The sequence below is a fragment of the Nocardia acidivorans NBRC 108247 genome (assembly GCF_001625085.1).
In the GTDB taxonomy this organism is placed as follows: Bacteria; Actinomycetota; Actinomycetes; order Mycobacteriales; family Mycobacteriaceae; genus Nocardia; species Nocardia acidivorans.
Window position 1 is genome coordinate 41007 of the sequence record NZ_BDAW01000022.1, and the last position, 25485, is coordinate 66491.

General features: G+C 67.7%; 15 protein-coding genes. 5 read left to right on the forward strand and 10 right to left on the reverse strand.

What is annotated here, in order from left to right; genetic code table 11:
- Window positions 1–10 precede the first annotated feature (10 nt).
- A complete protein-coding gene (locus NA10_RS13475) occupies window positions 11–688 on the reverse strand; it encodes an endonuclease V (RefSeq protein WP_067567959.1) in 678 nt (225 codons plus the stop codon).
- 207 nt (window positions 689–895) lie between these two features.
- On the opposite strand from NA10_RS13475, the gene ispG reads away from it, so the two are divergent.
- From ispG to NA10_RS13490, 3 genes are all read left to right on the forward strand, one after another.
- Window positions 896–2029 carry a flavodoxin-dependent (E)-4-hydroxy-3-methylbut-2-enyl-diphosphate synthase gene (gene ispG / locus NA10_RS13480; protein ID WP_373862372.1) on the forward strand — a complete coding sequence of 378 codons (1134 nt, stop codon included), beginning with the start codon at window positions 896–898 and terminating at the stop codon, window positions 2027–2029.
- A gap of 68 nt (window positions 2030–2097) precedes the next feature.
- Window positions 2098–2961, forward strand: coding sequence for a GNAT family N-acetyltransferase (locus tag NA10_RS13485; protein ID WP_245677188.1), 864 nt, complete (start codon window positions 2098–2100; stop codon window positions 2959–2961).
- A gap of 86 nt (window positions 2962–3047) precedes the next feature.
- The gene (locus NA10_RS13490; RefSeq protein ID WP_067567963.1) at window positions 3048–4835 is read left to right on the forward strand and encodes a penicillin-binding transpeptidase domain-containing protein; all 1788 of its coding nucleotides are present in this window, start codon (window positions 3048–3050) and stop codon (window positions 4833–4835) included.
- A gap of 17 nt (window positions 4836–4852) precedes the next feature.
- Here the strand turns inward: NA10_RS13490 and NA10_RS13495 are convergent, their stop codons facing one another.
- The 8 genes from NA10_RS13495 to NA10_RS13530 all read right to left on the reverse strand — a co-directional run bounded on the left by NA10_RS13495 (window position 4853) and on the right by NA10_RS13530 (window position 23318).
- Window positions 4853–5056, reverse strand: a complete 204-nt coding sequence (locus tag NA10_RS13495; protein ID WP_157556465.1) for a hypothetical protein — start codon at window positions 5054–5056, stop codon at window positions 4853–4855.
- Between the two features lie 211 nt (window positions 5057–5267).
- A complete protein-coding gene (locus NA10_RS13500; protein ID WP_067567967.1) occupies window positions 5268–5792 on the reverse strand; it encodes a peroxynitrite isomerase in 525 nt (174 codons plus the stop codon).
- Window positions 5793–5922: 130 nt separating this feature from the next.
- Entirely contained in the window at window positions 5923–6753 is an 831-nt protein-coding gene (locus tag NA10_RS13505; protein ID WP_067567969.1) for an ABC transporter permease, read from the reverse strand.
- Window position 6754: 1 nt separating this feature from the next.
- Window positions 6755–7588, reverse strand: coding sequence for an ABC-2 transporter permease (locus NA10_RS13510; protein WP_067567970.1), 834 nt, complete (start codon window positions 7586–7588; stop codon window positions 6755–6757).
- Window positions 7585–8583, reverse strand: coding sequence for a daunorubicin/doxorubicin resistance ABC transporter ATP-binding protein DrrA (locus NA10_RS13515; protein WP_067567972.1), 999 nt, complete (start codon window positions 8581–8583; stop codon window positions 7585–7587). Before NA10_RS13515 ends, NA10_RS13510 begins: the two co-directional genes overlap by 4 nt.
- On the reverse strand, window positions 8580–21776 hold the full coding sequence (locus NA10_RS13520; protein WP_067567974.1) for a non-ribosomal peptide synthetase: 13197 nt from the start codon (window positions 21774–21776) through the stop codon (window positions 8580–8582). Before NA10_RS13520 ends, NA10_RS13515 begins: the two co-directional genes overlap by 4 nt.
- Before the next feature lie 63 nt (window positions 21777–21839).
- The gene (locus NA10_RS13525) at window positions 21840–22304 is read right to left on the reverse strand and encodes an AMP-binding protein (RefSeq protein ID WP_067567975.1); all 465 of its coding nucleotides are present in this window, start codon (window positions 22302–22304) and stop codon (window positions 21840–21842) included.
- Between the two features lie 150 nt (window positions 22305–22454).
- Window positions 22455–23318, reverse strand: a complete 864-nt coding sequence (locus NA10_RS13530) for a helix-turn-helix domain-containing protein (protein WP_067567976.1) — start codon at window positions 23316–23318, stop codon at window positions 22455–22457.
- Between the two features lie 263 nt (window positions 23319–23581).
- Between NA10_RS13530 and NA10_RS13535 the strand changes: the two genes are divergently transcribed.
- Window positions 23582–23941 carry a DUF4254 domain-containing protein gene (locus NA10_RS13535; protein ID WP_067568110.1) on the forward strand — a complete coding sequence of 120 codons (360 nt, stop codon included), beginning with the start codon at window positions 23582–23584 and terminating at the stop codon, window positions 23939–23941.
- A gap of 299 nt (window positions 23942–24240) precedes the next feature.
- Window positions 24241–24603, forward strand: coding sequence for a hypothetical protein (locus tag NA10_RS13540; protein ID WP_067567979.1), 363 nt, complete (start codon window positions 24241–24243; stop codon window positions 24601–24603).
- Window positions 24604–24687: 84 nt separating this feature from the next.
- Here NA10_RS13540 and NA10_RS13545 read toward each other — a convergent pair whose 3' ends face one another.
- Window positions 24688–25485, reverse strand: a complete 798-nt coding sequence (locus NA10_RS13545) for an ABC transporter permease (RefSeq protein WP_067567981.1) — start codon at window positions 25483–25485, stop codon at window positions 24688–24690.

Consider the following 25485-nt stretch of genomic DNA (forward strand, 5'->3'; position numbering starts at 1 on the left):
GGGTGAGGTCTCAGGCCGCGAGCTCGGCCAGCAGCCGACGGCAGAGGCGGTCGGCGCGCCGGGTGGTTTCGGGCTGGCGGAATTCGGGGGTGAGTGAAAGCACCTGGGCGCAGGCGGTTTCGATATCGATGAGATGACCGATCGATACGAATACCGGTTTGACGTTGCTGCGGGTTCGCAGGGCTCGGCCTACCACCTCGCCGTCGATGGTGATCTCACTGAAGGAGCCGCGTTCGGCAGCGGGCATCGCGTAGTCGCCCCACGCGTTCTTGGCGACCCCGAGTGTGGGGATTCCGGTCAGCAGACCCACGTGGCAGGCGAAGCCGAAGCGGCGCGGATGAGCCAGCCCCTGACTGTCGCAGATGATGAGATCCGGTGTGGTGCCGAGGTTTTCGAAGGCCGCGAGGGTGGTGGGCAGCTCCCGGAAGGCCAGCAGGCCCGGAATGTACGGGAAGTCGGTGGTGCCCCGCGCGGTCGCGGTCTCCACGGTTTCCAGGGTCTGCGCGTCCAATACCACTATGGCCGCGACCACATTTCCGTCCTCGTCATACGCCGAGTCCAGTCCGGCGATCGTGCGGAAACGCGGCGTAGCGGGGTTGCGGGAAATAATCTGGGTGCGCAGTCGATCTTGAAGTGCCACCGCCTCTTCGGGCGTGCGGGGCCAGGGATCGAAGTTCGCTACCTTCACTTTTCGAAACGTATACCTTCGCGCCGTCCGAAACGAATACAAAGGGTAGGCCCCTGCCCGATTCCGAGTCGCTGCCTGGGCGCAGGTACCCTTGTCGCCGCCGTCACAGGGCGACCGGTAACCGTGCCTCGGTAAGCTCGGGACCGGAACGGGTGAGCACAAGACGAAAGTAGGCAACTGATCGTGAGCAGTGCCATCGCATTGGGGATGCCGGCCGCACCGGCGGCAGTCCTCGCGCCCCGGCGCAAGACCCGTCAGTTGATGGTGGGCAAGGTCGGCGTCGGCAGCGAATTCCCGATTTCGGTTCAGTCCATGACCACCACCAAAACTCATGATGTGAACGCCACCCTGCAGCAGATCGCGGAGCTCACCGCTTCCGGTTGCGACATCGTGCGCGTCGCGTGCCCGCGTCAGGAGGATGCGGACGCGCTGGCCATCATCGCCAAGAAGTCCAAGATTCCCGTGATCGCCGATATCCACTTCCAGCCCCGCTACATCTTCGCCGCCATCGACGCGGGCTGTGCCGCGGTGCGCGTGAATCCGGGCAATATCAAGGAGTTCGACGGCCGCGTCGGCGAGGTGGCCAAGGCCGCTGCCGCCGCCGGTATCCCGATCCGCATCGGCGTCAATGCCGGTTCGCTGGACAAGCGCATGCTGGAGAAGTACGGCAAGGCCACCCCCGAGGCCCTGGTCGAATCCGCGCTGTGGGAGGCCAGCCTCTTCGAGGATCACGGCTTCGGCAATATCAAGATCTCGGTCAAGCACAATGACCCGGTGGTCATGGTGGAGGCGTACCGCCAGCTGGCCGCGCAATCCGATTACCCGCTGCACCTGGGCGTGACCGAGGCCGGTCCGGCCTTCCAGGGCACCATCAAATCCGCGGTGGCGTTCGGCGCGTTGCTATCGGAGGGCATCGGTGACACCATTCGCGTTTCGCTGTCGGCCCCGCCCGCCGAGGAGATCAAGGTCGGCGATCAGATTCTGCAGTCGCTGAATCTGCGCCCGCGCAAACTGGAGATCGTCTCCTGCCCGTCCTGCGGTCGCGCGCAGGTCGATGTCTACACCCTGGCCAATGCGGTTTCCGCCGGGCTCGAGGGGCTGGAAGTGCCGCTGCGCGTTGCCGTTATGGGTTGCGTCGTCAATGGCCCCGGCGAGGCCCGCGAGGCCGATCTGGGTGTGGCCTCCGGTAATGGCAAGGGTCAGATCTTCGTCAAGGGCGAGGTCATCAAGACCGTGCCCGAACATCTCATCGTGGAGACCCTCATCGAGGAGGCCATGCGCATCGCCGAGGAGATGGGTGAGGCCGCGGGCAGCGGTTCCCCGGTCGTGAGCGCCGGATAACCCCTGGTCGACGCGCGGTCCATACCGATAGTGCGGCACGTTTTCAGAAGTTCTGGCAGGCTGTGAACGTGCGGAGTGTGCTGGAGCCGACTCGCCGGGGTAAATCCTCGGCTGCCCAACAGCTCGTGAACCGCGACCTGCCACAGGTTTTGCGTGTCCTGGACACCGATCCGGTGGCGAGTTGCATGGTGGCGGCCCGACTGCAGGAGTACGGGCTGGACACCCGCGGCGCCTACGGCGAGTTGTGGAGTCGTGGCGGACCGGATACGTCGCTGTGCTTCTCGGGCGCGAATCTGGTGCCGCTGCGCGGTAGCCGGGCGGATCTGCGGGCGTTCGCCGAGCGCGCGGTGCGATCACCGCGCGCCTGCTCCTCGGTGGTGGGCCGGCGCGAGCTCGCGCTGCCGCTGTGGGAACTGCTCTCCGAGCATTGGGGTCCGGCGCGCGATCTGCGTGCCGATCAGCCGCTGCTGGCTCTGGACCGGACCGCCGGTATCGAACCCGATCTCCGGGTGCGCCGGGTGCGCCCGGAGGAGTTGGACCGCTATCTCGTTGCGGCCGTTGCCATGTTCACCGAGGAGATCGGGGTGGACCCGCGCGCGGGGGACGGTGGTCGTGGCTATCGTCGCCGGGTGGCCGGTCTCATCGAATCCGGCCGGGCCTGGGCGCGTTTCGAGGACGGTGAGGTGGTCTTCAAGGCCGAGGTGGGCGCGCTGTCCCGCCGTACCGGCCAGATTCAGGGCGTCTGGGTGCATCCCGAGCATCGCGGTAGCGGTGTGGGCACCTCGGGTACCGCCACGGTGGCGAATGTGGTGGTCGCCTCCGGTCGGACCGCCAGTCTGTACGTGAACTGCTACAACGAGGTCGCGCGCCGCGCGTACGCGAAGGTCGGATTCCGGCAAATCGCAACATTCGCGACAGTGCTGCTGGACTGATCGGTTCCTGTGATCTGAGCGTGAAATCCGTTCGCCCCCAGTGTGTCGCGCGGGTTTGCCCATAGTTGGCTCTACGATCTGTGCCGATGTCCACACGGGTCTTCACCATGCTGATCGCCGCCGCGATCTCGGTTGCCGCGGTGGGTTGCTCGTCGGGTCCGCAGGGTCCGGCGCAGGCCGCCGACGCCTTCCTGCAAGCCTTCGCCGACCATGACGTTCAGGCCGCCGCCGACCTCACCAGCGCGCCCGAGAAGGCCGCTCCCGCAATGGCTTCGGCCTGGGATCAGCTACAGGCCGAACAGCTGACCGCGCACGCCGGCGATGCCCGCGTCTCGGGCGATACCGCCACCATCGACTACAGCTACCAGTGGCGGCTACCCAGGGATCGGGTCTGGTCCTATCGCGGCCAACTGCAGATGGGGCGCAGTGAGGGCCGCTGGTCGGTGCGCTGGACATCGGCGAATATCCATCCGCAGCTGGGTAATACGCAAACATTGCAATTGCGCGCGATCCCCGCGCCCCGGGCCCGGGTGAACGAGCGCTCCGGCAGCGATGTGCTGGTGCCGGGCGCGGTCTATCGCGTCCTGTTCAATCGTGCCGCGAGCAACGATCCGGTCGGGGTGAGCACCGCGCTCGCCACCGCACTGCGCGAGTTCAACGAGAACATCACCCCCGAGGGCATTCTCGCCGCCGCCCGTAAGGCCGATGGCGCGTACACCGTCGAGGTGCTCTCGGAATGGGAGTACGAACAGGTCAGCTCCGATCTGGTCGGCCTGTCCGGTGTCACCTTCGGCCGTCAGTGGGATCTGGTGCCCACCGATCGGCATTTCGCCCCCGATCTGCTCAACCAGATCCGCAAGACCGTCATCGACGAGGTGGACGGTAAGGCGGGCTGGAGTGTGGTCACGGTGAACTCCAACGGCGCGGACACCGATGTGCTGAAAGAGGTTGAGCCGCAGACCTCCCCGTCCTTCTCGCTGAGCGTGGACCGCAATATCCAGAACGCCGCCCAGCACGCGGTGGACCTGCGTGCCGAGCAGGCCATGATGGTGGTGTTGCAGCCCTCGACGGGTGCGGTGCTGGCCATCGCCCAGAACGAGGCCGCCGACGCGGACGGCCCGGTCGCCGCCTCGGGCATGTATCCGCCGGGGTCGACCTTCAAGACGGTGACCGCGGCCGCCGCCATGACCGAGGGCCACGCCGGCCCCGATACCGTGGTGCCGTGTCCGAGCCGGATTACGGTGGGGGACCGCACGATTCCGAACTACGACCTCTTCTCCATCGGTGATGTGCCCATGTCCACGGCGTACGAGCGCTCCTGCAATACCGCCTTCGCCAAGATCGCCTCGGAGTTGAGCGGCGAGGATCTGCGCACGGCGGCGGCGGCCCTGGGCATCGGCCCGGATTACACGGTGGTCGGCTTGCCGACGGTGTCGGGTTCGGTGCCCCGGGACGATGATCTGGTGCAGCGCGCCGAAGACGGTATCGGTCAGGGCAAGGTGCTGGTGAGCCCGTTCGGTCTGGCCATGGTGGCCGCGACGGTGGCGCACGGTTCCCCGCCGGTGCCGTATCTGATCTCGGGGCATCCGACGGAGATCAAGGGCGACCGCCCGCAGTTGACCGCGCAGGTGGTGGACGGTCTGCGCCTGATGATGCGCAAGGTGGTGCTCGGCGGTACGGCCGAGCGCATTGCCGATCAGGGTGAGGTTTTCGGTAAGACGGGTGAGGCCGAGGTGGACGGCGGTTCGCACGCCTGGTTCATCGGCTATCGCGGTGATATGGCGTTCGCGACGCTGGTGGTGCGCGGCGGCAGTTCCGATAATGCGGTGGCGGTGACTCGGGACATGCTCACGGCGCTACCGGCGGGGTATTGAGGGGGCGGATCGAAGACTCAGCGAACGGACGGCGTGGTGACGTGCACGCAGGCTGATGGCTGAATCTCCCCCAGGGCGGTATCGGTGACGAAGTGCTGTGCGGCGAGGGTCTGTCCCGAGGGCGGGCCGGCGGTGGAGGCGTCGCCGAGGATCTCGGTGACACCGGCTCCGGCGAGAATCATGCCCGCGGTGGTGAGTAGCAGGAGGGCCGAACGCTTCATGTCCAACTCCCTTGTTTAGGGGGAACGAGTCATGGCCCCGAACGGTCAGATTCGGGAAGCCGATGCTCATTGTGGGTTGGCTGACGGTTTGCCACCGAAAGGAACGGTAATCCGACAATCATGCCTAAAGCAACCCATCGGTATGACCTCGCACACGCGTGAAAAGAAAGTGCGGCAGGTCACGCCGGTGTTGGACGGCGCGGAAAAGTTCTCAGTTCTGCCGCTGCATGGTCGCCGCGAGATGATGCTGGAGCGGTTGCTCGACCGCGGCCATGCGCAGGGTGTAGCTGAGGGTGTTCCCGGCGACCGCGAGGGTGCGGCCCAGTGCGGTCACCGATTTGGCGCTGGAGCTGCGGCCGATGGAGGTGGAGTCGAGTTCGATGCGCAGGCCGTCGTCATCGGAGACCAGGCTGCCCTCGCAGATCTCGGTGATACCGGTCGGATGCGCCAGGATCAGCTCGATGCGATCGTCCGGCAGCGCGCGCAGGTATCCGGTCTCGCTGTGCATGGGCCGCCCGTCGTCGACCGCGCGGGTGCGCTGCCGATAGGTCAGGAAGGGGCGGCCCACATGACCGAACTCGACCTCCTCCAGATAGTCGAAGGGCTTGATGGTCGGGTACTCGCCCTGACCGCGTCCGCGCCAGGTGCCGAGCAGTGGCGCGAGGTGTGCGATATCCGGATGGGGCGCGATGGGTGATTGGGGTTCGAGCACGGCGGTCAGCATAGTGCGCCGCATGCGGTCCGGCGTGTGGTCGGCGCGCGGTGTGGCGGGTATTTACGGAAAGGGGGCTGGATCGGGGATTGTGTTGCGGCCATTGGGGGTAACGGCTTCGGGGCATTGCGGACAAATAGCCCGGATGGCGATCTCAGCGGCGGCTGGCGCGCCGATAGCCGTAGGCGGCCGGGACCGCGAACACGATGATCATGCCGATCGACCAGATGATGGTGAGCGTCAGCGGCCGGGCCAGCGCCCCGCCCTCGGCGAGCGCGCGCATGGTGTCCACCGCGACCGACATCGGCTGATTGCGCACCACCGGTTGAATCCAGTTCGGGTACGCCCCGAGCGGGACGAATCCGGTGCTGAAGAACATCAGCAGCGACGACAGCAGCGCCACGCCCTCGACCAGGGTGGACTTGGCGGTGAAGACGGCGATGGCGGTGACCATGGTGGCGAAGGCCAGACCGAACAGCACCGGCAACCACAGGAAGACGAACGCGGCCAGCGGCCCCTGGTGGAAACGGAAGCCCAGCGCCATGCCGAACAGCACGATGATGATGGTGCCGCAGAAGATTCGGCAGCCCTCGGCGAGAATCCTCGCGGCCAAACCGGATCCGCGATGCACCGGCAGCACCCAGAAGCGGGCCAGCAGTCCGGCGTCGCGTTCGCGGCCGAGCATGACGCCGCTGGCGACCGTGCCCGAGAGCGCGCCGACCAGGGTCACCATGGGCGTGGAGCCGTAGAGCGCGCTGTGCCCGGAGAACTTCTGAATCTGGCTGCCCACCACGATATTGAGCATGAGCAGCAGCAGGCAGGGGACGATCAGCGTCTCCAGTAGCGTGATCGGATCGCGCGCCCAGCGCAGCAGTAGCCGCTGGATCTGAATCCAGGTGTGCCGCACCAGTGCCGGGAAGGACGATTCGCGCGGGCGCAGCAGTTCGGGGGTATCGCGGTCGGCGAGGGTGGTTTCGACGGACATGTCACGACCTCTTCGTATTCAGCCGGACGGTGAAGTACAGCGAGACCGCGATGATGGCGGCCGCCCACAGCAGCGGTGGCGTCATGAGCGACCAGGTCACCTCGCCGGCGTTCCCGCGGGTGTCCCCGCCGAGGGCGCGCAGCCCGTACGCGAATTGCGAGACCGGTTGATTGCGCACGAAAGCCTGTACCCAGTGCGGGAATTGGGTGGCGGGCGCGAGTCCGGTGGAGAGCATGCCCAGGATCAGCGGAGGCAGCACCAGCATCTGGGTGGTGGCCTCCGGGCTCTTGGTGACGGTGCCGATGACATCCGCGCCGAGGCTGAAGGCGATGCCGATGAGCATGGCCAAGGCCAGGAAGCCGACGGTGTTGGCGGTGCCCGCGTGGAAGTGGAAGCCGATGAAGCGAATGCTCACCAGCGCGGAGAGCAGTCCGACGACCATGCGAAACGCATTGGCGGACATACGCGCCGCGGTCGGGATGAGCGGATGCATGGGCATGGCGTCGAAGCGCCGGTCGAGTCCGGAGACCATATCGGTGGCCGCGCGGAAGGCCGCGGAGATGGCCGTGAATGCGGCGGCCTGCAAGATCACGATGGGGGCCATGAACTGCGCGTAACTGCTGAATCCCGTTCCGGCGAAGGTCATGACGCGATTGAGCGGAATGTAGAAGCTGGCCGTGAAGGTGATCGGCGCGAGCACCGCGGTGATGATCTCGCCGGTGGTGATGGCGGGCACGATGAGCCGCACCGTGAGCACCCACCACTGCCGCAGCGTGGCGGGGGTGGCGCGGGTGCTGGTGAGCCAGGCGTCGCGGGTGGCGGTCCGGGTGGTCATGACCGGCCCTTTCCATTGGGTTCGGGCTTCTCGGTGAGATGTCCGGTGAGAGAGAGGAATACCTCGTCCAGCGAGGGTCGCCGCAGTGCGATATCGACCAATTCCATTCCGGCGCTGTCGAGTCGGCGCAGCGCCTCGGCGAGGGTCTTGGCTCCTTCGGGGGCGGGAATGGCGATCCGGTCGGCGTCGCCGGTCAGCAGTGCGTCGCGAGTGGTCTCGGGGAACAGATCGCCGAGCGCCTCGGCGATGGCGGGCAGGTCCTCCATGCGCAGCGGCACGATTTCGCAGTAGCTGCCGCCGGTGCGGGCCTTGAGCTCATCGGCGGTGCCGCCGGCGATGACCACGCCGTGGTCGATGACGATGATCCGATCGCACAGCGCGTCGGCCTCCTCGAGGTACTGCGTGGTGAGCAGGGTGGTGATGCCGTGTTTGCGGAATCCGCCGACCAGATCCCATACCCCTTGGCGGCTACGGGGATCGAGTCCGGTGGTGGGTTCGTCGAGGAAGACCACCTCGGGTCGCACCACCAGTCCGCAGGCGATGTCGATGCGCCGTCGCATACCGCCGGAGTAGGTGCCGACCCGGCGTTTGGCGGCGGCGATGAGGTCGAACTCCTCGATGAGTTCCTCGGCGCGGGCGCGGGCGGCGCGTTTGCGCAACCCCATCAGCCGTCCGAACATGACCAGGTTCTCGTACCCGTTCAACGCGTCGTCGAGGGCGGCGAATTGGCCGGTGAGCATAATGCTGCGGCGCACCTCGGCGGCGGCGGTGACCACATCGTGCCCGGCCACCGAGGCGCGTCCGGCATCGGGGGAGATGAGCGTGGACAGGATATTGACGGTGGTGGTCTTGCCCGCGCCATTGGGCCCGAGAATGCCGAGCACTTCGCCGGGCGCGGCCTTGAAGGTGATGCCGCGCAAGGCTTGTACGGTTCCGAAGGATTTCTCGACGCCTTCGACAATGACGCCGTCGGCCGCGCTGTCGGTGGTTGTCACGGTTGGTCTCCCAGGTGTTCGTCGCGAAGGTGTTCGTCCAACACGCGTGCGATCTCCGCGAGCGCGGGCGGCGCGGTCAGCTCGTCGTGGCCGACTTCGATATCGTGATTGGTGATGCGGCCGGTGATCCAGGGCCGCCAGCCGGTGGGCCCGAAGATCTCCGAGGTGCCCACGGTGGCGCTGAAATACAGTGCGTCGCCGTGGAATACGGGTCGTTGATAGCCGGTGCGGGTGCGCGCGGAGGCATTGTAGGAGTCCGCCATGCGTTCGAGGGTGAGCGCGTCGACCAGCGAAACCCCGCCCATGCGTTGACCGATGAGGTCGGCGGCCTCCTGTGCGGTGGCATCGGCGGGCATATCGGTGATGCCGAAGACCGAGCCGAAGGCGGCGACGAAGGAACCGGCGGTGAGCGGTTCGATGGTGTCGCCGTCGATATCGGTGTGATCGGCGTCGAGCAGGGTCAGTACGCCGATCCGCGCGCCCGCCGCCTCGAGTTCGGCGGCGACGGCGTGCGCGATGAGTCCGCCGAATGACCAGCCCAGCAGGTGATACGGGCCCTGCGGTTGCAGGCGGCGGATCTCCCGGACGTAGCGTTCGGCGAAATCGTCGATGCTGCGGGCGTGCGGTTCGCCCGAGAGATCGGGGGCCTGCAAACCGTAGATGGGTCGGCCCGGGCGCAGCAGTTCGGCCAGGCCGAGGTAGGTCCAGGCCATCCCGGAGGACGGGTGGATGCAGAACAGCGCGGGTTGATCGCCCTCGGGGCGAATGGGCAGCACCACGTCCAGCCCGAGTCCGGGTGTCGAAACCGGTTGGGTCGCACTCATTGCCGCGCGTGCCTGTTCGGCGAGGTGGTTCCGCTCCGCCTCGGCGGCCTGCTGTGCCGCCGGTGTCTGGGCGAAACGTGCCGCGGCGGTGAGTGCTTCGACCCACAGCCAGGCCAGGGTGGCCACTCGCGCTCGGGTCAGCAGGGTGTCGGGATAGGTGAAGGTGGCCTGGAGGCGGTCACCGGACACCACGGCGTTGATCTCGATCTCGGTGGTCGCCGGGACATCCGAATGCTCGGTGGCGTGCAGATCGCCGAACTCCTCGGTGGGCAGCCAGCCGAGCCCCTCCAGCCCGGCCGGAATATCGGCGGCGGCATAGCGGCCCAGGTAGTTGAAGCCGATGCGTCCCGGAATCCGTTGCGGCAGTTGGGCCGCCGTGTCCTGATTGAGATAGCGGAGCAGGCCGAAGCCGATTCCCCTGTCCGGCACGGCGAGCAGCTGATGTTTGACCGCGCGGATCGCCTCGCCCATGGCCGGGCCGCCGTCGATGGCATCGTCGATATCGATGCCCGGCAGCGCCAGTCGCACCGGGTACAGCGTGGTGAACCAGCCCATCGTGCGGGACAGGTCCGCACCCGGAATGATCTCCTGCTGCCGCCCGTGGCCCTCCATGCGCAGGAGTACGGATTCCTCCTCCGAACGGGTGCGCCAGCGCCGCACCGCGAGTGCCAGGGTGGCCAGCAGAGCGTCCTCCACACTGCCGCCGAAGAGCGCGGGCAGCGTGGTGAGCAGGGCGGTGGTGACCTCGGGATCGGCCTCCACGTCGACCGCGCGCACGGTGCCGACGCGATCGATGGCCGGGTCCAGTTCGCGGCGGCCGATGAGCGGATCGGGCGTTTCGGCGAGGGCGCGCCAATACTCCAGTTCGGCGACCCGGGTCGGTGTGTACGACTCCTCGTGCAGGGCGTGTCCCCAGCGGCGCATGGACGTTCCGGTGGCGGTCAGCACCGGCTCCGCGCCACCGGAGATCTGCGCCCAGGCGGCGATCAGATCGGGCACCAGGATTCGCCAGGACACACCGTCTATTACGAGATGGTGGGCGATCAGGATCAATCTTCCGGAGCGACCGGTCGGTCCTGCCGGGTCGAGCCACACCATTTGCAGCAGGACCCCGGCGGCCGGATCGAGTCGGCTCATGGCCGTATCCAGTTCGGTCCGGGCGTATTCGCGCAGCTCGGAGCTGCCCGCCGCATCGAACTCGACCCGGTACAGCAGGGCGTCCACATCGACCGCGCCCGGTTCCCGGGTGCGCAGCCAGAACGCGCCGTCCTCCTCCATGAGTTGGGCGCGCAGCATATCGTGCTGATCGACCACGGCGGTGACGGTGGCGACCACCTGTTCGCGGGTGATCCCGGCGGGCATTTCCAGCACCGCGGTCTGCGCGAACCGGCCGAAGTCGCCGCCGCGCTCGATCATCCAGCGCATGATCGGGGTGAGCGGGAAGTCGCCGACGCCGCCGCCGGGCAGTTCCTCGAGCACCTCGGTCTCGCCCGCCGCATCGGCCAGCGCCGCCAGCGCCGCGACGGTGCGATGTTCGAAGATCTGCAGCGGTGTGAGTTCGAGGCCGTGCAGCCGTGCCCGCGAGACCAGTTGAATCGCGAGAATGCTGTCACCGCCGAGTGCGAAGAACGAATCGTGCACGCCGACCCGATCGCGCCCGAGCAGCTCGGCGACGATCGCCGCGAGCGTGATCTCGGAATCGGTGGTGGGCGCGCGGTATTCGGTCTCGGCCTCGAATACCGGCTGCGGCAGTGCTTTTCGATCCAGCTTGCCGACCGCGTTGAGCGGTATGGCGGCCAGGATCACGAAGGCCGTGGGCACCATATAGCCGGGCAGCGCGTCGGCGGCGTAGGCGCGAATGGCGGCGAGATCGAGTGCGGCTCCCGGTTCGGGCAGCAGGTAGGCGGCCAGCGCCGTCGCACCGCCCGGTCCCGGAACACCCAGTGTCACAGCGAATTCGACCCGGTCAGCGCGGTTCAGCACCGCGTCGATCTCGCCGAGTTCGATGCGCTGACCACGTACCTTGACCTGGAAATCGGTGCGGCCCAGGTACTCCAGCCGGGGATTGGCCAGCGTACCGGTCCACCGCACCAGATCGCCGGTGCGGTACATGCGCTCGCCCGCACCGCCGTAGGGGTTGGCAATGAAGCGTGCGGCGGTGAGGCCGTAGCGCGCGTGGTAGCCGCGGGCCAGGGCGGGACCGGCCAGATACAGCTCACCGGCCACGCCCATGGGCGCCGGCCGCAGCCGATCGTCGAGGACGAGGGTGGCCGCACCGCGAATCGGATGCCCGATGGTGACCGGTTGACCGGCGCGCAGCACATCCGAAGTCGTTGCCCAGATGGTGAATTCGGTCGGCCCGTACAGATTCACCAGCAGGCGTCCGGTCGCCCAGCGGCCGACCAGATCGGGTCCGATGGCCTCACCGGCGACGGCCAGCACCCGGACGCTCGGCACGGCGGCCGGATCCATGGTGGCCAGTGCGGAGGGTGTGATCACCAGATGGGTGACCCGGTGTGTGGCAATGAGTTCGGTCAGCGCATCGCCGCCGAAGACATCCGGCGGAGCCACCACGGCGGTCCCGCCCGCGCCGAACGCCATGAGCGCCTCGAAGGCGGAGGCGTCGAAACTCGGTGAGGCGACCTGCAATACCCGCGAATTGGCGTTCAACCCGAGCATATGGTGCTGCGCGCGCACGAGATCGGCGATACCACGATGCGAGACCGAGACGCCCTTGGGCGTACCCGTCGATCCGGAGGTGTAGATGAGCCAGGCCGGATGGTCCGGATGGATTTCCCGCTCGGTCGAGTACCACCCGGACTCGATCGAGGCCCACCGGGATTCCGCTGAGCCCCAGTGGAAGTCGGCCGCGGTGGGGTCCTCGGCCGATGCCAGGGTCAGCCACTGGACGGTGTCCGGCAGCATCGGGCGGTCCGCGTGCGTGGTCAGGCCCAGCACCGCACCGGAGTCCGAGAGCATGTGGTCGATGCGGTCCAGCGGATGACGCGGGTCGATGGGCAGGAAGGCCGCCCCGGTCCTGGCGGTCGCCAGCAAGGCGATCAGCAGTTCGGTACCGCGTGAAAGTGCCAGTGCCACCGTGGTTTCGACCTTCGCCCCGGCATCGGAGAGTATGGCCGCCAATTGGTCGGCGGCCTCCTCGAGTTCCCCGTAGCAGGTGGTGCGCCCGTCGGCGATGATGGCCGGGCGATCCGGATGGAAGGCCGAGGGCGTGGTGAGCAGTTCGGCCAGGGTGCCGGTCGAGCCGCCGCGCGGACCGCGCACCGGTACCAGCGCGGCCCGTTCCACCTCCGACATCAGGTCGATATCGGAAATCCGGATATCCGGGTCGGCGGTAATGGCGCTGAGTAGCCGCTCCCACCGGGCCACCAGCTGTTCGGCGGTGGCCGGATCGAACAGATCGGTGGCGTAGGTGAGGGTGCCTTCCAGCCAGGCGGGTGAGGCACCGGCGCGCGGATCGCGCAGGTCGAAGGTCAGGTCGAACTGCGAGGTGTCGCGGTCGAAGGGTTCCACGCTCACCCGCAGGCCCGGGAATTCCAGTTCGGGCAGGCTGAAATTCTGGAGTGACAGCGAGACCTGGAACAGCGGGTGGTGTGCGGTGGATCGGGCCGGATCGAGCACCTGCACCAGGCGTTCGAACGGCACATCGGCGTGCGCGAAGGCGTCGAGATCCGAAGTGCGGACCGTGGACAGGAATTCGCGGAAGCCCCGCCCCGAATCGACCGGCGTGCGCAGCGCCAGCGTATTCACGAACATGCCCACCAGATCATCGAGCACGGCATCCCCGCGTCCGGCGATGGCGGTGCCGATCAGCACATCGGGTGTTCCGGCCAGCCGGGACAGCAGTACCGCCAGCGCGGCGTGCACCACCATGAAGAGGCTGGACTCGGTCTCGGCGGCCAAAGTCGTGAGCGCACTGTGCAATTCGGGGCTCACGGTGAACGGCAGGTCCGCACTGCGCATGGTCTGCGCCGCCGGTCGCGGCCGATCGGTGGGCAATTCCAGCACATCCGGCGTCGCCGCGAGCCGCTCGGTCCAGAACCGAATCTGTTGCGCGGCGGTCGAATCCGAAACCTGCTCATCCCCGAGCAACTCCCGCTGCCACAGCGAGTAGTCCGCGTACTGCACACGCAAGGGCGGCAGCCCCTGACTCGCCCCGCTGATCCGGGCGAGATACGCCGCCATGAGATCGGTGGCGAGCGGCGCCATCGAGGTGCCGTCCGCGCTGACATGGTGCACCACCAGCGCCACGACGTGGGTGTCGGGTGCGAGGCGGAACAGTCCCACGCGCAGGGGTGCTTCGCGAGTCAGGTCGAAGCCCGTGCCGGTGACCTCGGCAATGCGATCTGCCAGGGCCGCACCGTCTTCGGTGTCGACAAGAGTCACATCCGGGGTGGCCGATTCCACGCCGACGACCACTTGGCGCGGCCCGTCGGCGTCGGCGGGGTAGATGGTGCGCAGGGTTTCGTGGCGGGTCACCACATCGATGACGGCCGCTCGCAGCGCCGCCACTTCGAGCTCGCCGGTCAGGCGCAGTGCCACCGAGATGTTGTAGGCCGCCGAGGTCGGGTCGAGGCGGTTCATCACCCACATACGCTGCTGTGCGGGGGAGAGCGGAATCCGGTCGGGGCGAATACGAGTCGCGAGGACGGGTCGGCCGAAACCCTCACCCGCGGGCACCACGCGGGCCGCGAGTTGAGCGGCGGTGGGTGCGTCGAAGAGGTCGCGCAAGGCGACGGTCGCACCGAGCGCGGTGTTGACGCGGGCGATCACCCGGGTGGCGCTGAGCGAATTGCCGCCGAGTTCGAAGAACGAGCGGTCGATGCTGACCGTGTCGAGGCCGAGCACCTCGGCGAATACTTGGGCGACGGCGGTTTCGACGGCCGTGCGCGGTGCCAGGTAACGCTCTTGCAGACTGCTGAAATCCGGTGCGGGCAGGGCATTCCGGTCCAATTTGCCGACCGGGGTCAATGGCACGTCATCCAATTCGATGATGTAGCTCGGCACCATGTATCCGGGCAGCGCGGAGGCCACCCGGGTGCGCAGCAGTTCGGTATCGAGCGCGCGCCCGGCCAGGCCGACCACGTAGGAGACCAGGACGGTCTGGCCCGCCGGTCCCGGTGCGCCGATGGTGGCGGCGTACTCGACCTGATCATCGGCATTGAGCACCGCGTCGATCTCGCCGAGTTCGATGCGCAAGCCGCGGATCTTGACCTGGAAATCGCTGCGCCCCTGGTACTCCAGCTCCAGCCGGGTGTCGAGGTCATGCTTCATCTCGACCCAGCGCACCATGTCGCCGGTGCGGTACATGCGCGACCCGGGCGCACCGTACGGATTGGTCACGAAACGTGTTGCGGTGAGCCCGAATCGGTTGAAGTAGCCGCGGGCCAGGGCGGGTCCGGCCAGATACAGCTCGCCGGTCACCCCGATCGGCACCGGCCGCAGCCAGGTATCCAGGACCACGGCGGCGGCCCCGCGAATGGGCGCGCCGATGGTGATGGGTTCACCGGGCCGAAGTTCACCCGGCCCGGTCGCCCAGATGCTGAATTCGGTGGGGCCGTACAGGTTCACCATGCGCCGCCCGGGGGACCAGTCGGCGACCAGCTCCGGTCCGGACGCCTCACCCGCGACGGTGAGATTGCGCAGTTCCCCGAGCCCGGCCGGATTCATGGTGGCCAGCACCGACGGTGTGATCACCGCGTGCGTCACGCCCTGGGTGCGCATCAACTCTTCGAGTTCATTGCCGCCGTACACATCCGGCGGTGACACCACCAAGCGCCCGCCCATGGCGTGCGCCATGAACATCTCGTGCACGGAGGCGTCGAAGCTGGGCGAGGCCACCTGGAGCGGACTGCACTCCTGGTTCAGATCGAGGAAGGTCTCCTGCGAGGAGGCGAGGTTGGCCAGCCCACGATGGGTGAGCAGCACCGCCTTGGGTTTACCGGTCGATCCCGAGGTATAGATCAGGTAGGCAACCTGATTCAGGTCGATCGGCCCGCCGCGCTCGGCATCGGTGATGGGTGCGTCCGAGACCGTCATCACCCGTCGAATGGTGTTGAGGTCATCGAGCAGCAGCCAGTCGATACTCCCCGGCAGCGTCTCGCCGACCGCGCACACCGTCACCCCGATGGGCGCGCGCGAATCGGAGAGAATGTGTTCGATCCGCTCCACCGGATAGTTGGGGTCCAGCGGCAGGAACGCGGCCCCGGTCTTGGCCAGCGCCCACACGGCCACAATGGATTCCACCGAGCGGGTCAGCGCCAGCACCACGAACACCTCGCGTCCGACGCCGCGTCGCAGCAGCACCCGGGCGAAGCGATTGGACCAGGCGTCGAGATCGCGATAGGTCATGGTGAGCGTGCCGGAGCTGATGGCGATACCGTCCGGATCGACGCGCGCACCCGCACCGAGGATTTCGGGCAGTGTGCGCATGGGCACCGGATCGCCGCCGCGCACCGGCAGCAGCCGGCGCCGCTCGGCGGGCTCGCAGTGCTGCAGCTGCGCGACCCGATGCTGCGGGGCATTGGAGATCTGGGTGAGCAGATAGCCGAAGCGTTCCAGCAGTCGCCGCGCCTCGGCCTCGGACAGCTGATCGGCCATGAATTTCACGGTGATCCGCAGGCTTTCGGCTCCGTCAGCGGCGCGCTGCGGAATCACCATGAGGTTCAGCGGATACGGGGTGGCATCGGTGCCGGAGACCTCGAGAATCCGCATTCCGGCGATATCCATTGCCTGCGACAGTGTTTCGCGGTCGATCGGATACGACTCGAAGACGGTGAGGGTGTCGAACAGCTCCGGCAGCCCGACCGCCTGGTGAATGGCGGCCAGCCCGACATGCTGGTGATCCAGCAGCCGCGCCTGTTCGTCCTGCACCCGCGCGAGCAGATCCGCCACCCGCTCACCGGGATCGAGCCGCACCCGCACCGGCAGCGTATTGATGAACAGGCCGATCATCTCCTCGACCCCGGCCAGCTGCGGCGGCCGCCCGGAGACGGTGCCGCCGAACACCACATCGGTGCGGCCGGTGAGCATGGCCAGCAGCAGCGCCCACGCGGTCTGCACGGCGGTGTTCACTGTGGCCCCGGCCGCGCGCACGGTGGTCTCCAGGCGCGCCAGCCGCTCGGGCCCGAAATCGAGGGAGACCATGCCGGATTCGGTGGATTCGATGCCCGCCAGGCTCGGTACCGCCCGGGTCGGCGAGTCCACGCCCGCGAGCGCGTCGGTCCACGCGGCCATGGAGGCGGCATCGTCCTGTTCGCCCAACCAGGCCAGGAATTCTCGATAGGAATGCGCGGGCGCGCCGAGCAACTGTTGCCCGGTGACGGCCGAGAGGTAGCCCGCGAGCAGTTCGCGCACCACCAGCGGGGTGGACCAACCATCGAGCACCAGATGGTGATTGGTCATGAGCAGCGTGTACGCCTCGTCGCCGGTGCGAATCAGCGTGAAGCGCAGCAGCGGCGGCCGGCCCAGATCGAAACGGGTGCCCGCGTCGACCGCGATCAGTCGCTCCAGTTCGCGGGAGCGTTCCCCGGCATCCTCGATATCGGTGAGATCGATTTCCTGCCAGGGGAGTTCGGTCGCCCCGAGCAGGAGTTGCCGCGGTCCGGCGTCCGTCTCGGTGAAGACGACCCGCAGCACGTCGTGCCGGTCGAGCAGGCTCTGCGCCGCACCGTGCAGGCGTGCGCCGTCCACCCGGCCCGCCAGTCCGAGCCGGGTCTGCACGGTGTATCCGTCGGCGGTGTCGGTGTCGTAGCGGGCGTGGAAGAGCAGCCCGTACTGGAGCGGTGAGAGCGGCCAGATATCGGTGAGCCGCTCGTAATCGCGTTCCCACGCATCGATATTCGACTGTGTCACGGTGACGAGCGGGAAGTCCGAAGGGGTGTGGCCGCCCGCCCGGGACCGCCGCGCATGACCGGTGAGCGCGGTGAGCGCCGCCGCCCACAGCTCGGCGAATTCGCGCACCTGCGCCTCGCCGAGCAGCCGTGCGGCGTACGCCCAGGTCACCTCGAGCCCGGCCTCGGTGTGGATGGCGTTGATATCGATCGCCGCCGCGAGCGGTGCGGCATCGTCATTGGTGGCGTCGAAATACTTGGGCAGCCAAGGGGTGTCGGCGTCCACCGCACGACCCGCCCCGGTGCGGCCGAGGTAGTTGAAACTGAGCTGCGGTGTGTGCGCGCCCGAAAGCGCCTCCGCCGTATCCGAATTCAGGTAGCGCAGCATGCCGAAGCCGACGCCCTTGTCGGGAATCGCCCGCAGCTGCTCCTTCACAGCCTTGAGCGCCGGTCCGGCGGCCGAGCCGCCCTCGAAGGCATCGTCGATATCGATCCCGCGCAGATCCAGCGCGACCGGGTACACGCTGGTGAACCAGCCGATGGTGCGCGAGATATCCGCACCCGGCAGGATCGCCTCCTCACGACCGTGGCCTTCGAGGGTGAGCAGGGTGCGATTGTTGCCACGCCAGCGCGCCGCCGCCAGCGCGAGCGCGGTGAGCAGCGCGTCGTCCGCACCGCAGTGGAACCGTTCGGGAATGAGTTCCAAGGCGGCCGAGGACGTTTCGGCATCGATGGTGGTGCGCAGCTGTCCCATGGTCGCCACGGTGTCCACCGCGGTGTCGAAGGCGCGCGCACCGATCGGCGGATCGGGCGTCGCCAGGATCCGCTGCCACAGCCCCAGCTCCGTCGCGCGCTCCGCGGCCTGCTCGTGCTGTGCGTGCGCCCACCGCCGGAACGAGGTCCCGACCGGTTGCAGGTCCACCCCGGCCCAGGCGGTCGCCAAGTCGGGCAGCAGAATTCGCCATGTCACCCCGTCGCTGACGAGGTGGTGCAGCACGATCCACAGCAGCGGATCGGTATCGGGCGGTTCGATCAGGACGAATCGCGCCATGATTCCGGCGGCCGGATCGAGCAGATCCGCCGCATGCTCGAGCTCGGCCGCCCCGTCCCGCCCGGTGGGCGCGTGCGAGCTGTCCACGAGCGTCTCGGCCCGCACCGAACCGGGCTCGCCGACGAGCCACTCCCACTCCTCATCGGTGCGCCTGAGCGTGCTCCGCAGCAGGTCGTGGCGATCCAGCAGCGCCTGCACCGCCGGGACGAGTTGGGCCCGGCCGACTCCCGGGGGGAGCCCGATCAGCACCGCCTGCGCGTACCGCTGCCAGGATTCGCCGTGCTCGAGCATGTCGCGGACGATCGGCGTGAGCGGTATAGGTCCGATGCCGCCGCCCGGCAGTTCCCGCACCACCGGCGTGGTCACCTCGGTGGCGGCCAGCGCCAATCCCGCAATGGTCTTGTGCTCGAACACATCTCGCGCGCGCAGCGCCAGTCCGGCGGTCTTGGCCCGCGCCACCAGCTGGATGGCGATGATGCTGTCCCCGCCGAGGGCGAAGAAATTGTCGTCCGCGCCGATATCGTCGGTGCCGAGCACCTCGGCGAAGATCGAGGCGAGAATCCGTTCCCGTTCCCCCTCGGGCGCCCGTCCGGTGCGGGTGCGCGCCCCGAACTCCGGTTGCGGCAATGCCTTGCGATCCACCTTGCCCGCCGGGGTGAGCGGGAAGGTGTGCAGGACCATCACCACCGACGGCACCATATGCGACGGAAGATGATGGGCCACCGTGGCTTTCACGGCCTCGGGATCGACCGCCGCACCCGGCGCGGCGACCACGTAGGAGACCAGCGCCGTCGCACCGCTCGGGGTGGTGGCCCCTACGGTGACCACCGATTCCACGCCCGCGTGCCGCGCTACCGCGGCATCGACCTCACCCAGTTCGATACGGAACCCGCGCACCTTGACCTGGGTGTCGCCGCGTCCGGCGTACTCGAGTTCATTGCGCCCGCCGCGCCGCCGCCAGCGCACCAGATCCCCGGTGCGGTACATCCGCTCCCCGGGCGCGTACGGATCGGCGACGAAACGCTCGGCGGTGAAGGCGATGCGCTGGTGATAGCCGCGCGCCACCCCCGGCCCGCTCAAATACAGCTCACCGGTCACCCCGGGCGGCACCGGCCGCAGCCACGGGTCCAGCACCACGGCCCGCACCCCGCGGGCGGGTACGCCGATGGTGATGGGCGCACCGGGGGTGAGCGGTGAACTGAGCGTCGCGGTGACGGTGGTCTCGGTGGGACCGTAGCCATTGAGCACCGAGCGCCCCGCCCAGCGCACCGGCAGTTCGGGCGGGCAGGAATCGCCGCCGACCACCACGGTCCGCAGCCGCGGCAGAGTGTCCGGCTCCAGGGAACCGGCCACGGCCGGGGTCACATTCAGATGCGTCACCTCCAGGGTGCGCAGCACCCGTGCCAATTCCTCACCGGCGTAGGCGGCGGGCGGCACCACCGCCACCGTCGCGCCCACGGCCAGGGCGACGAGCAGCTCCTCGACCGAGATATCGAAGCTCGGCGACACCGCGTGCGCCATAACGGCATCCGAACCGACGCCGAACGCCGCCCCGGACCCGGTGGCGAGATTGGCCAGCCCCCGATGGGTGACTCCGACGCCCTTGGGCAGCCCGGTCGAGCCGGAGGTGTAGATCAGATAGGCCAGCTGGTCGACCCGCACCGGCGAACGCCGATCGGCATCGGTGATCGCACCGGAATCCGCTGCCGCCATCCGGGTTTCGGTGGATTCCTCATCCAGCACCAGCCAGCGCACCCGATCCGGCAGTGCGGCGCGGGCCCCGGTCACCGTCGCCCCGGTCACCACGCCGCTGTCGGTGAGCATATGTTCGATCCGGTCCGTCGGATATCCCGGATCGATGGGCACGAAGGCCGCCCCGGTCTGCGCGACCGCGATCATGGCCAGTACCGACTCCGCCGACCGGGGAATCGAAATGGCCACGGCCCGTTCGGGTCCCGCGCCCGCCTCGATGAGCACCCGTGCCAGTCGATTGGTGTACTCGGTGACCTCGCGGTAGGTGAAGGCGGTGCCGTCGGCGCGCATGGCGATGGCCGAGGGATCGAGCCGGGCTCCGGCACCGAGGATCTCGGGCAGGCTGCGCGGGTTCACACCCTTGCGTCCCTGTGCCGGAACGAGTTCCGCGCGTTCGGTCGCCGACAGCGCGGTGACTCCCGCCAGCGGCGCGCTCTGACCGCCGGACAGGAATCGGTGCAGGAAGTCCAGGAAGCGCGCGTGCAGGCCGGCCAGTTCCGCCTCGTCGTAGCGGTTCGGATTGGCCTGGAAGTCGATATGGGTGCGCTCGCCGCCGATCCCCGGATACACATTGACGAACAGATCGTCGATGAGTCCCGAGGTCAGTACGTGCAGCTGACCGGTGACCCCGCCGAGCCGGATGCGGGTATCGGCGAGCATGAGGTTCACGGTCGGCCCGAATCCGGCGATCTCGTCCATGGCCCAGCCGAGGTCCCGAATGATGTCCTCCTGCCGGTACCGCTGTCGGCGCAGCGCGGCGGTGAGTTCACCCTGGGTGGCGCGGATCAGCTCGCCGACGGTCGCGGCGGGCGCGGGATGCAGGCGCAGCGGCACCACATTGGCCACCATGCCGCCCGAGCGCCGCAGCGCCGCGGTGGTGCGCCCGGAGACCGGCAGGCTCAGCACGATCTCCCCGCTGCCGGTCATGGCCCCGACGAACGCGCCGAACGCGGCCACCACCACGGGGGCCGCGCTGGTGGAGAGTTCGGTGGTGATGGCCTCCAGCAGCGCCGCGGTCTCGTCCGGCAGCGCACCGCTGAGCAGGCGCGGGTGCGCGTCCACCGCCCCGGCGTGTCTGCCGAGGTACACCGGTTCGGGCATCCCGGCCAGATGCTGTTTCCAGTACTCCCGATCGGCATTGATGCGATCGGAGTTCCGGTATGCCACATCGGCTTCGACGATATTGCGGAGCGGTTCGGCCTTGCCCTCGGGTGCCTCGATCCCGTTCACCCGGCTGTTGTAGAGCTCCGAGGTGCGCTGCAGCATGGTGAGCGCGCCGACCCCGTCGAGCAGGATGTGATGCAGTCGCGAGTACCAGAACCACCTGTTCTCGGCCAGCTTCAGCATGGCCACCGTGCACAGCCGGTCGCGGGTGAGGTCCAGGGGTGCGGTGTACTCCGCGCGCATCCACGCCTGTGCGGCGGCCTCCGGATCCGGTGCGCCGCTCAGGTCGATGGTGAGAATGCGGTCGTCCAGGCCGGTGTCGACCAGCTGCCAGGGGAGTTCGTCGATCTCGAGCAGGCGCAGATAGCCGGTGCCGAACTCGCGACCGGCCTGGCGCGCCGCATCGGCGAGCAGTTCCACATCCACCGCGCCGTCGAACGAGACGTACTGCGCGATGGAGATGGGGGTGTCACGAGCCAGCTGCTGGGCGAACCAGATGCCACGTTGCGCAGCGGACAGAGCGAAGGCCGAGGTGGCAGAGCTGGAGACCATGAAACATCCTGCGTGCTCGGGTGATTCGACGGATCGCGGGTCGAAGGCGCTCGGCTCGTGCGATCAGGAGGCCAGCGGGGTCAGCTGCAGCTCCGCGGCCGAGAGCGGTGCGTCCGAACCGGTCAGGTACTGGATCAGGGTGGAGCGCTCGTCCAGCACCAGCCAGTGCGCGGTATCGCCGAGGCGGTCCCGCTCGTCCTTGACGGTGATACCGAAATCGACTCGGGCGGTGGTGATTTCGGTGGTGTACGGCACCGGGGTGGCGCCGGTCTTGGCAATGGCCTGGCGGGCCACGATCGACTCCAGCTTCGGGGTGCCGGCAATGGCGACCCGGGTGCCGGGGCGGGCGCCCATGCTCAGCAGCATGCGGGCCATCCGGTTGGACCAGCGGTCCAGCTCGGCATAGGTGAGTTCGCAGTCGCCGACCGTGGCGGCGACGGCGGTGGGGTCGGCGTGGGGGGCAAGCGGCTGCGCGCTCGTACGGCGGGGAACGAGGGTGGCTACGGGCGATTCGACCGGCTTGCACATCGGTAATCATCCTCTCGGAGATGCGGCTACGTGGTGCTGTTGGGGATGTATCCAACTGTCGTCGCATTCGGTTCGATCCGACAGCAACCTCAGTGCTGCCGATCACCCCTCCGAGGGGTGCGCCTTTCCCCACCTAGGGTGGGTGTTCGATCATCTGCCCATTTCCTCGATGGCCTGTTCGATCATGGTGATGGAGTCGCGCGGGCTCAGCGCCATGGCGCGGAGTTGGTCGAACATGACGCCGTACCGGCGGACTTCGGGATGGCCCTCGATCAACTCGTCGCTGGCGATGCCCTCCACGTACACCAGTTCGGGATCGGCGGGGTCCGGAAAGTCGAGCAGGGTGAAGGAGCCGAGCATGCCGGGGTGCGCGCCGGCGTCGAAGGGCAGGATCTGGAGGATGACATTGCGCTTGTTGGTGTGGTCCAGCAACTGATCGAACTGCTGGCGCATCACCTCTTTGCCGCCGACGAGGCGTTTGATCACGGCCTCGTCCAGGACCACCCACAGTTCGAGCGGATCGTGCTTGCCCAGCACCCGGGCGCGCTCCATACGAGCCCGAACTCGTTGTTCGCGAACCTGTTCGGAGATCTTGGGCATGGTGGTCTCGTAGACCGCGTTGGCGTACGCCTCGGTCTGCAGCAGGCCGGGGACGAAGCTGGCCTGGAAGAAGCGGGCGCTCAGCGCCTCGGCCTCGAAGTTGATGTACGCGCCGTAGACCTCGGAGACCGCATCCTCGAAAGACCGGGCCATACCGGGTTTGAGCGCGTCCACCAGCAACTGCAAGGCATCTGAACGCTGCGGCTCGGGGATGTCGTAAAGCTCCAGCATGGCGGTCAGGGTGCGGCGCTGTGGCCGGGCCTGCGCGGTCTCGATGCGGTACAGCGTGGTGACGTTGATACCGGTCTTGGCGCTGACCACCTCTTTGCTGAGGCCCGCGGTTTCGCGCATCTCGTGCAGCATCGCCGCGAGCCTGCGCAAACGTACGGTAAGCACGGTTCGCTTGCCTGCCATGGCATCCCTTTCCCCTGGCGCACTTGCCCGAACGCAGTATTGCGTTCTTGCATTTGTAAGAGCATGATCCGAGCTAGCCTATTCGTGAACAACCGATCCGATGAGCGGTATAGCTGAATCCGGAGACCAATCATGTTGGTGCGATTAGTGATGTTGTCGGGTGCTTATGGGGAGTCGCGATGACCATGTCGATAGCGGGCGCCCTGCCGACCGCTCCGCAATTGCTCTGTGCCTTCCAGGGCAGGCGTTTTCAAGATCGAGTTCTGCTCCGGACCGCGCACGCTCTGGCCGAGCTGCACGAACGCCGAGCCGAGATAGGCGATCTCATGTTGATCGCCGAGATAGATTGTCGGCGCACCGAACTCGTTGACGATATCAACGAATGGGTGGAACAGGAACTGCCGCAGCACCGTAACGGTGCGCTGCTGCACACCGAAAGTCTGGGTGCGGTGGTCGACCGCATGGCCATGAGCTGGGTGGAAGCCAACCAGGTCATCGACCACGAGGGTGCGGGCAGCGATAATACCCATAAACACTGGTACCATCTCGCCGAACTCGTGGACGGCTACACTGATCTCGTAATCGACGTGGCCGGTGGCCGTCGCCGTTTACCAGAACAATGATTCCAAATGCATTGACACAATTGATGCATTGCCACGGGACCATTGTCGCCCGCGGTGACGTCAACCGAGTCGCGCTATCCGACCAGTAGCCCGCTCGAACCGCGAGACGTCGCCCGCCCCGAGAACGGCGGGCGCAACGGGGCGCCCCGCCCGGCGTGCCGCGTGGTCGACTGGCGCGGCACGCCCGTGATGAATGCGCGGGCCGTTTCGATGAAGACTTCGCTCGATTGATCTTGATATGTCATTCGCGAAATTGCGGGTGAAATCCGGCATTTCACTCGAGTGGACGGAGTGCTGTCATGAATACGGGGGAGACAGTCGCGGCCGATCTCTATCACGGCGCTCGCGACGGCACATTCCACCTGGACCCCGCGGTCGCGCGCGAGTGCGCCGCACACTTCCTGCGATTCGCGGATTCGCTGGAACCACGCCTCGAGCAGTCCCACCGCATCCACACCCTCACCGGCTTCGGCACCCTCGATTCGGCCCGTCAGCTAAGCCGTGGCTTCGAATCCAAGGCCGTAGCCCTCACCTCCACCCTCGCAACCCTGCGATCCACCGCCCTGACCATGGCCGCCGCCCACCTCCTGGCCGCGGGCCTGCTCCAGCAAACAGACGAAACCCACTCCCGCGCACTACTTTCCGCCCGCGCGGGCCTCTGACTCCGGGACCGATCCCTCACCGGAGAACAGCTGGGCCGGTACCACTGCCAAGGTACCGGCCCAACTGGTGTGTCCACAGACGTTTCAGCGCAGTGCCGCACGGCCTTTCAGCCGGCCCAGGATGATCAGGGCGATGAGGGTGGCCAGGACCAGCAGGGTGGTGCTGGCGGCGGCGTCGAAGACCTCGCCGCGGTCGGTGGCGGCGAAGATGCTGACGGGCAGGGTTTTCCAGGTCGCGGGGTAGACCATGATGGTCGCGCCGAGTTCACCCATGGACAGGGCGATGGCCAGGCCCGCTGCCGCGCCGAGGGCGGGGAGCAACAGGGGCAGGGTGATGCGGAACAGGACGCGCACGGGGCCCGCGCCGAGGGATTCCGCGGCCTGCCGGTAGCCGGGGTCCAGGCGATCCAGCGCCGCGGAGACGCCGCTGAAGGCGTAGGCCAGCACCAGGACCGTATGGGCCAGGATGACAATCCATTTGGTGCCGCCCAGCAGCAGTGGGCGCTCGTTGAAGGCGATGAGAACGCCGAGGCCGATGGCGACCGAGGGCACCGCGACCGGGACGTGGAAGATCGCATCGGTGATGCGGCGCAACCACTGCGGGGCCTCGCGCGAGGCCAGCGCGGCCCAGGTGCCCAGGATCAGCGAGATCAGTCCGGCCAGGAGTGCGGTTTGCAGGCTGACCGAAAGGCTGGCCGATTCCTCGCCGGAGAGCACGTGATCGAAATTGGCGAAGCCGAGATCGGAAGGGAGCGGGCCGGTCCAGTGTCCGGCCAGCGCCGCCGCCACCACGGTGGCGATGGGAGCGACGAAGACCACCGCGACCACGACCGCGAAGAACGCCAGCACCGTCAACCGGCCGCGGCGAGTCCATACCAGCAT

Coding starts and splice junctions, on each gene's coding strand:
- ispG (WP_373862372.1), top strand. CDS start 896: ATGCCGGCCGCACCGGCGGCAGTCCTCGCGCCCCGGCGCAAGACCCGT.
- NA10_RS13490 (WP_067567963.1), top strand. CDS start 3,048: ATGTCCACACGGGTCTTCACCATGCTGATCGCCGCCGCGATCTCGGTT.
- NA10_RS13495 (WP_157556465.1), bottom strand. CDS start 5,056: ATGAAGCGTTCGGCCCTCCTGCTACTCACCACCGCGGGCATGATTCTC.
- NA10_RS13500 (WP_067567967.1), bottom strand. CDS start 5,792: ATGCGGCGCACTATGCTGACCGCCGTGCTCGAACCCCAATCACCCATC.
- NA10_RS13505 (WP_067567969.1), bottom strand. CDS start 6,753: ATGTCCGTCGAAACCACCCTCGCCGACCGCGATACCCCCGAACTGCTG.
- NA10_RS13510 (WP_067567970.1), bottom strand. CDS start 7,588: ATGACCACCCGGACCGCCACCCGCGACGCCTGGCTCACCAGCACCCGC.
- NA10_RS13520 (WP_067567974.1), bottom strand. CDS start 21,776: ATGGTCTCCAGCTCTGCCACCTCGGCCTTCGCTCTGTCCGCTGCGCAA.
- NA10_RS13525 (WP_067567975.1), bottom strand. CDS start 22,304: ATGTGCAAGCCGGTCGAATCGCCCGTAGCCACCCTCGTTCCCCGCCGT.
- NA10_RS13530 (WP_067567976.1), bottom strand. CDS start 23,318: ATGGCAGGCAAGCGAACCGTGCTTACCGTACGTTTGCGCAGGCTCGCG.
- NA10_RS13540 (WP_067567979.1), top strand. CDS start 24,241: ATGAATACGGGGGAGACAGTCGCGGCCGATCTCTATCACGGCGCTCGC.
- NA10_RS13545 (WP_067567981.1), bottom strand. CDS start 25,485: ATGCTGGTATGGACTCGCCGCGGCCGGTTGACGGTGCTGGCGTTCTTC.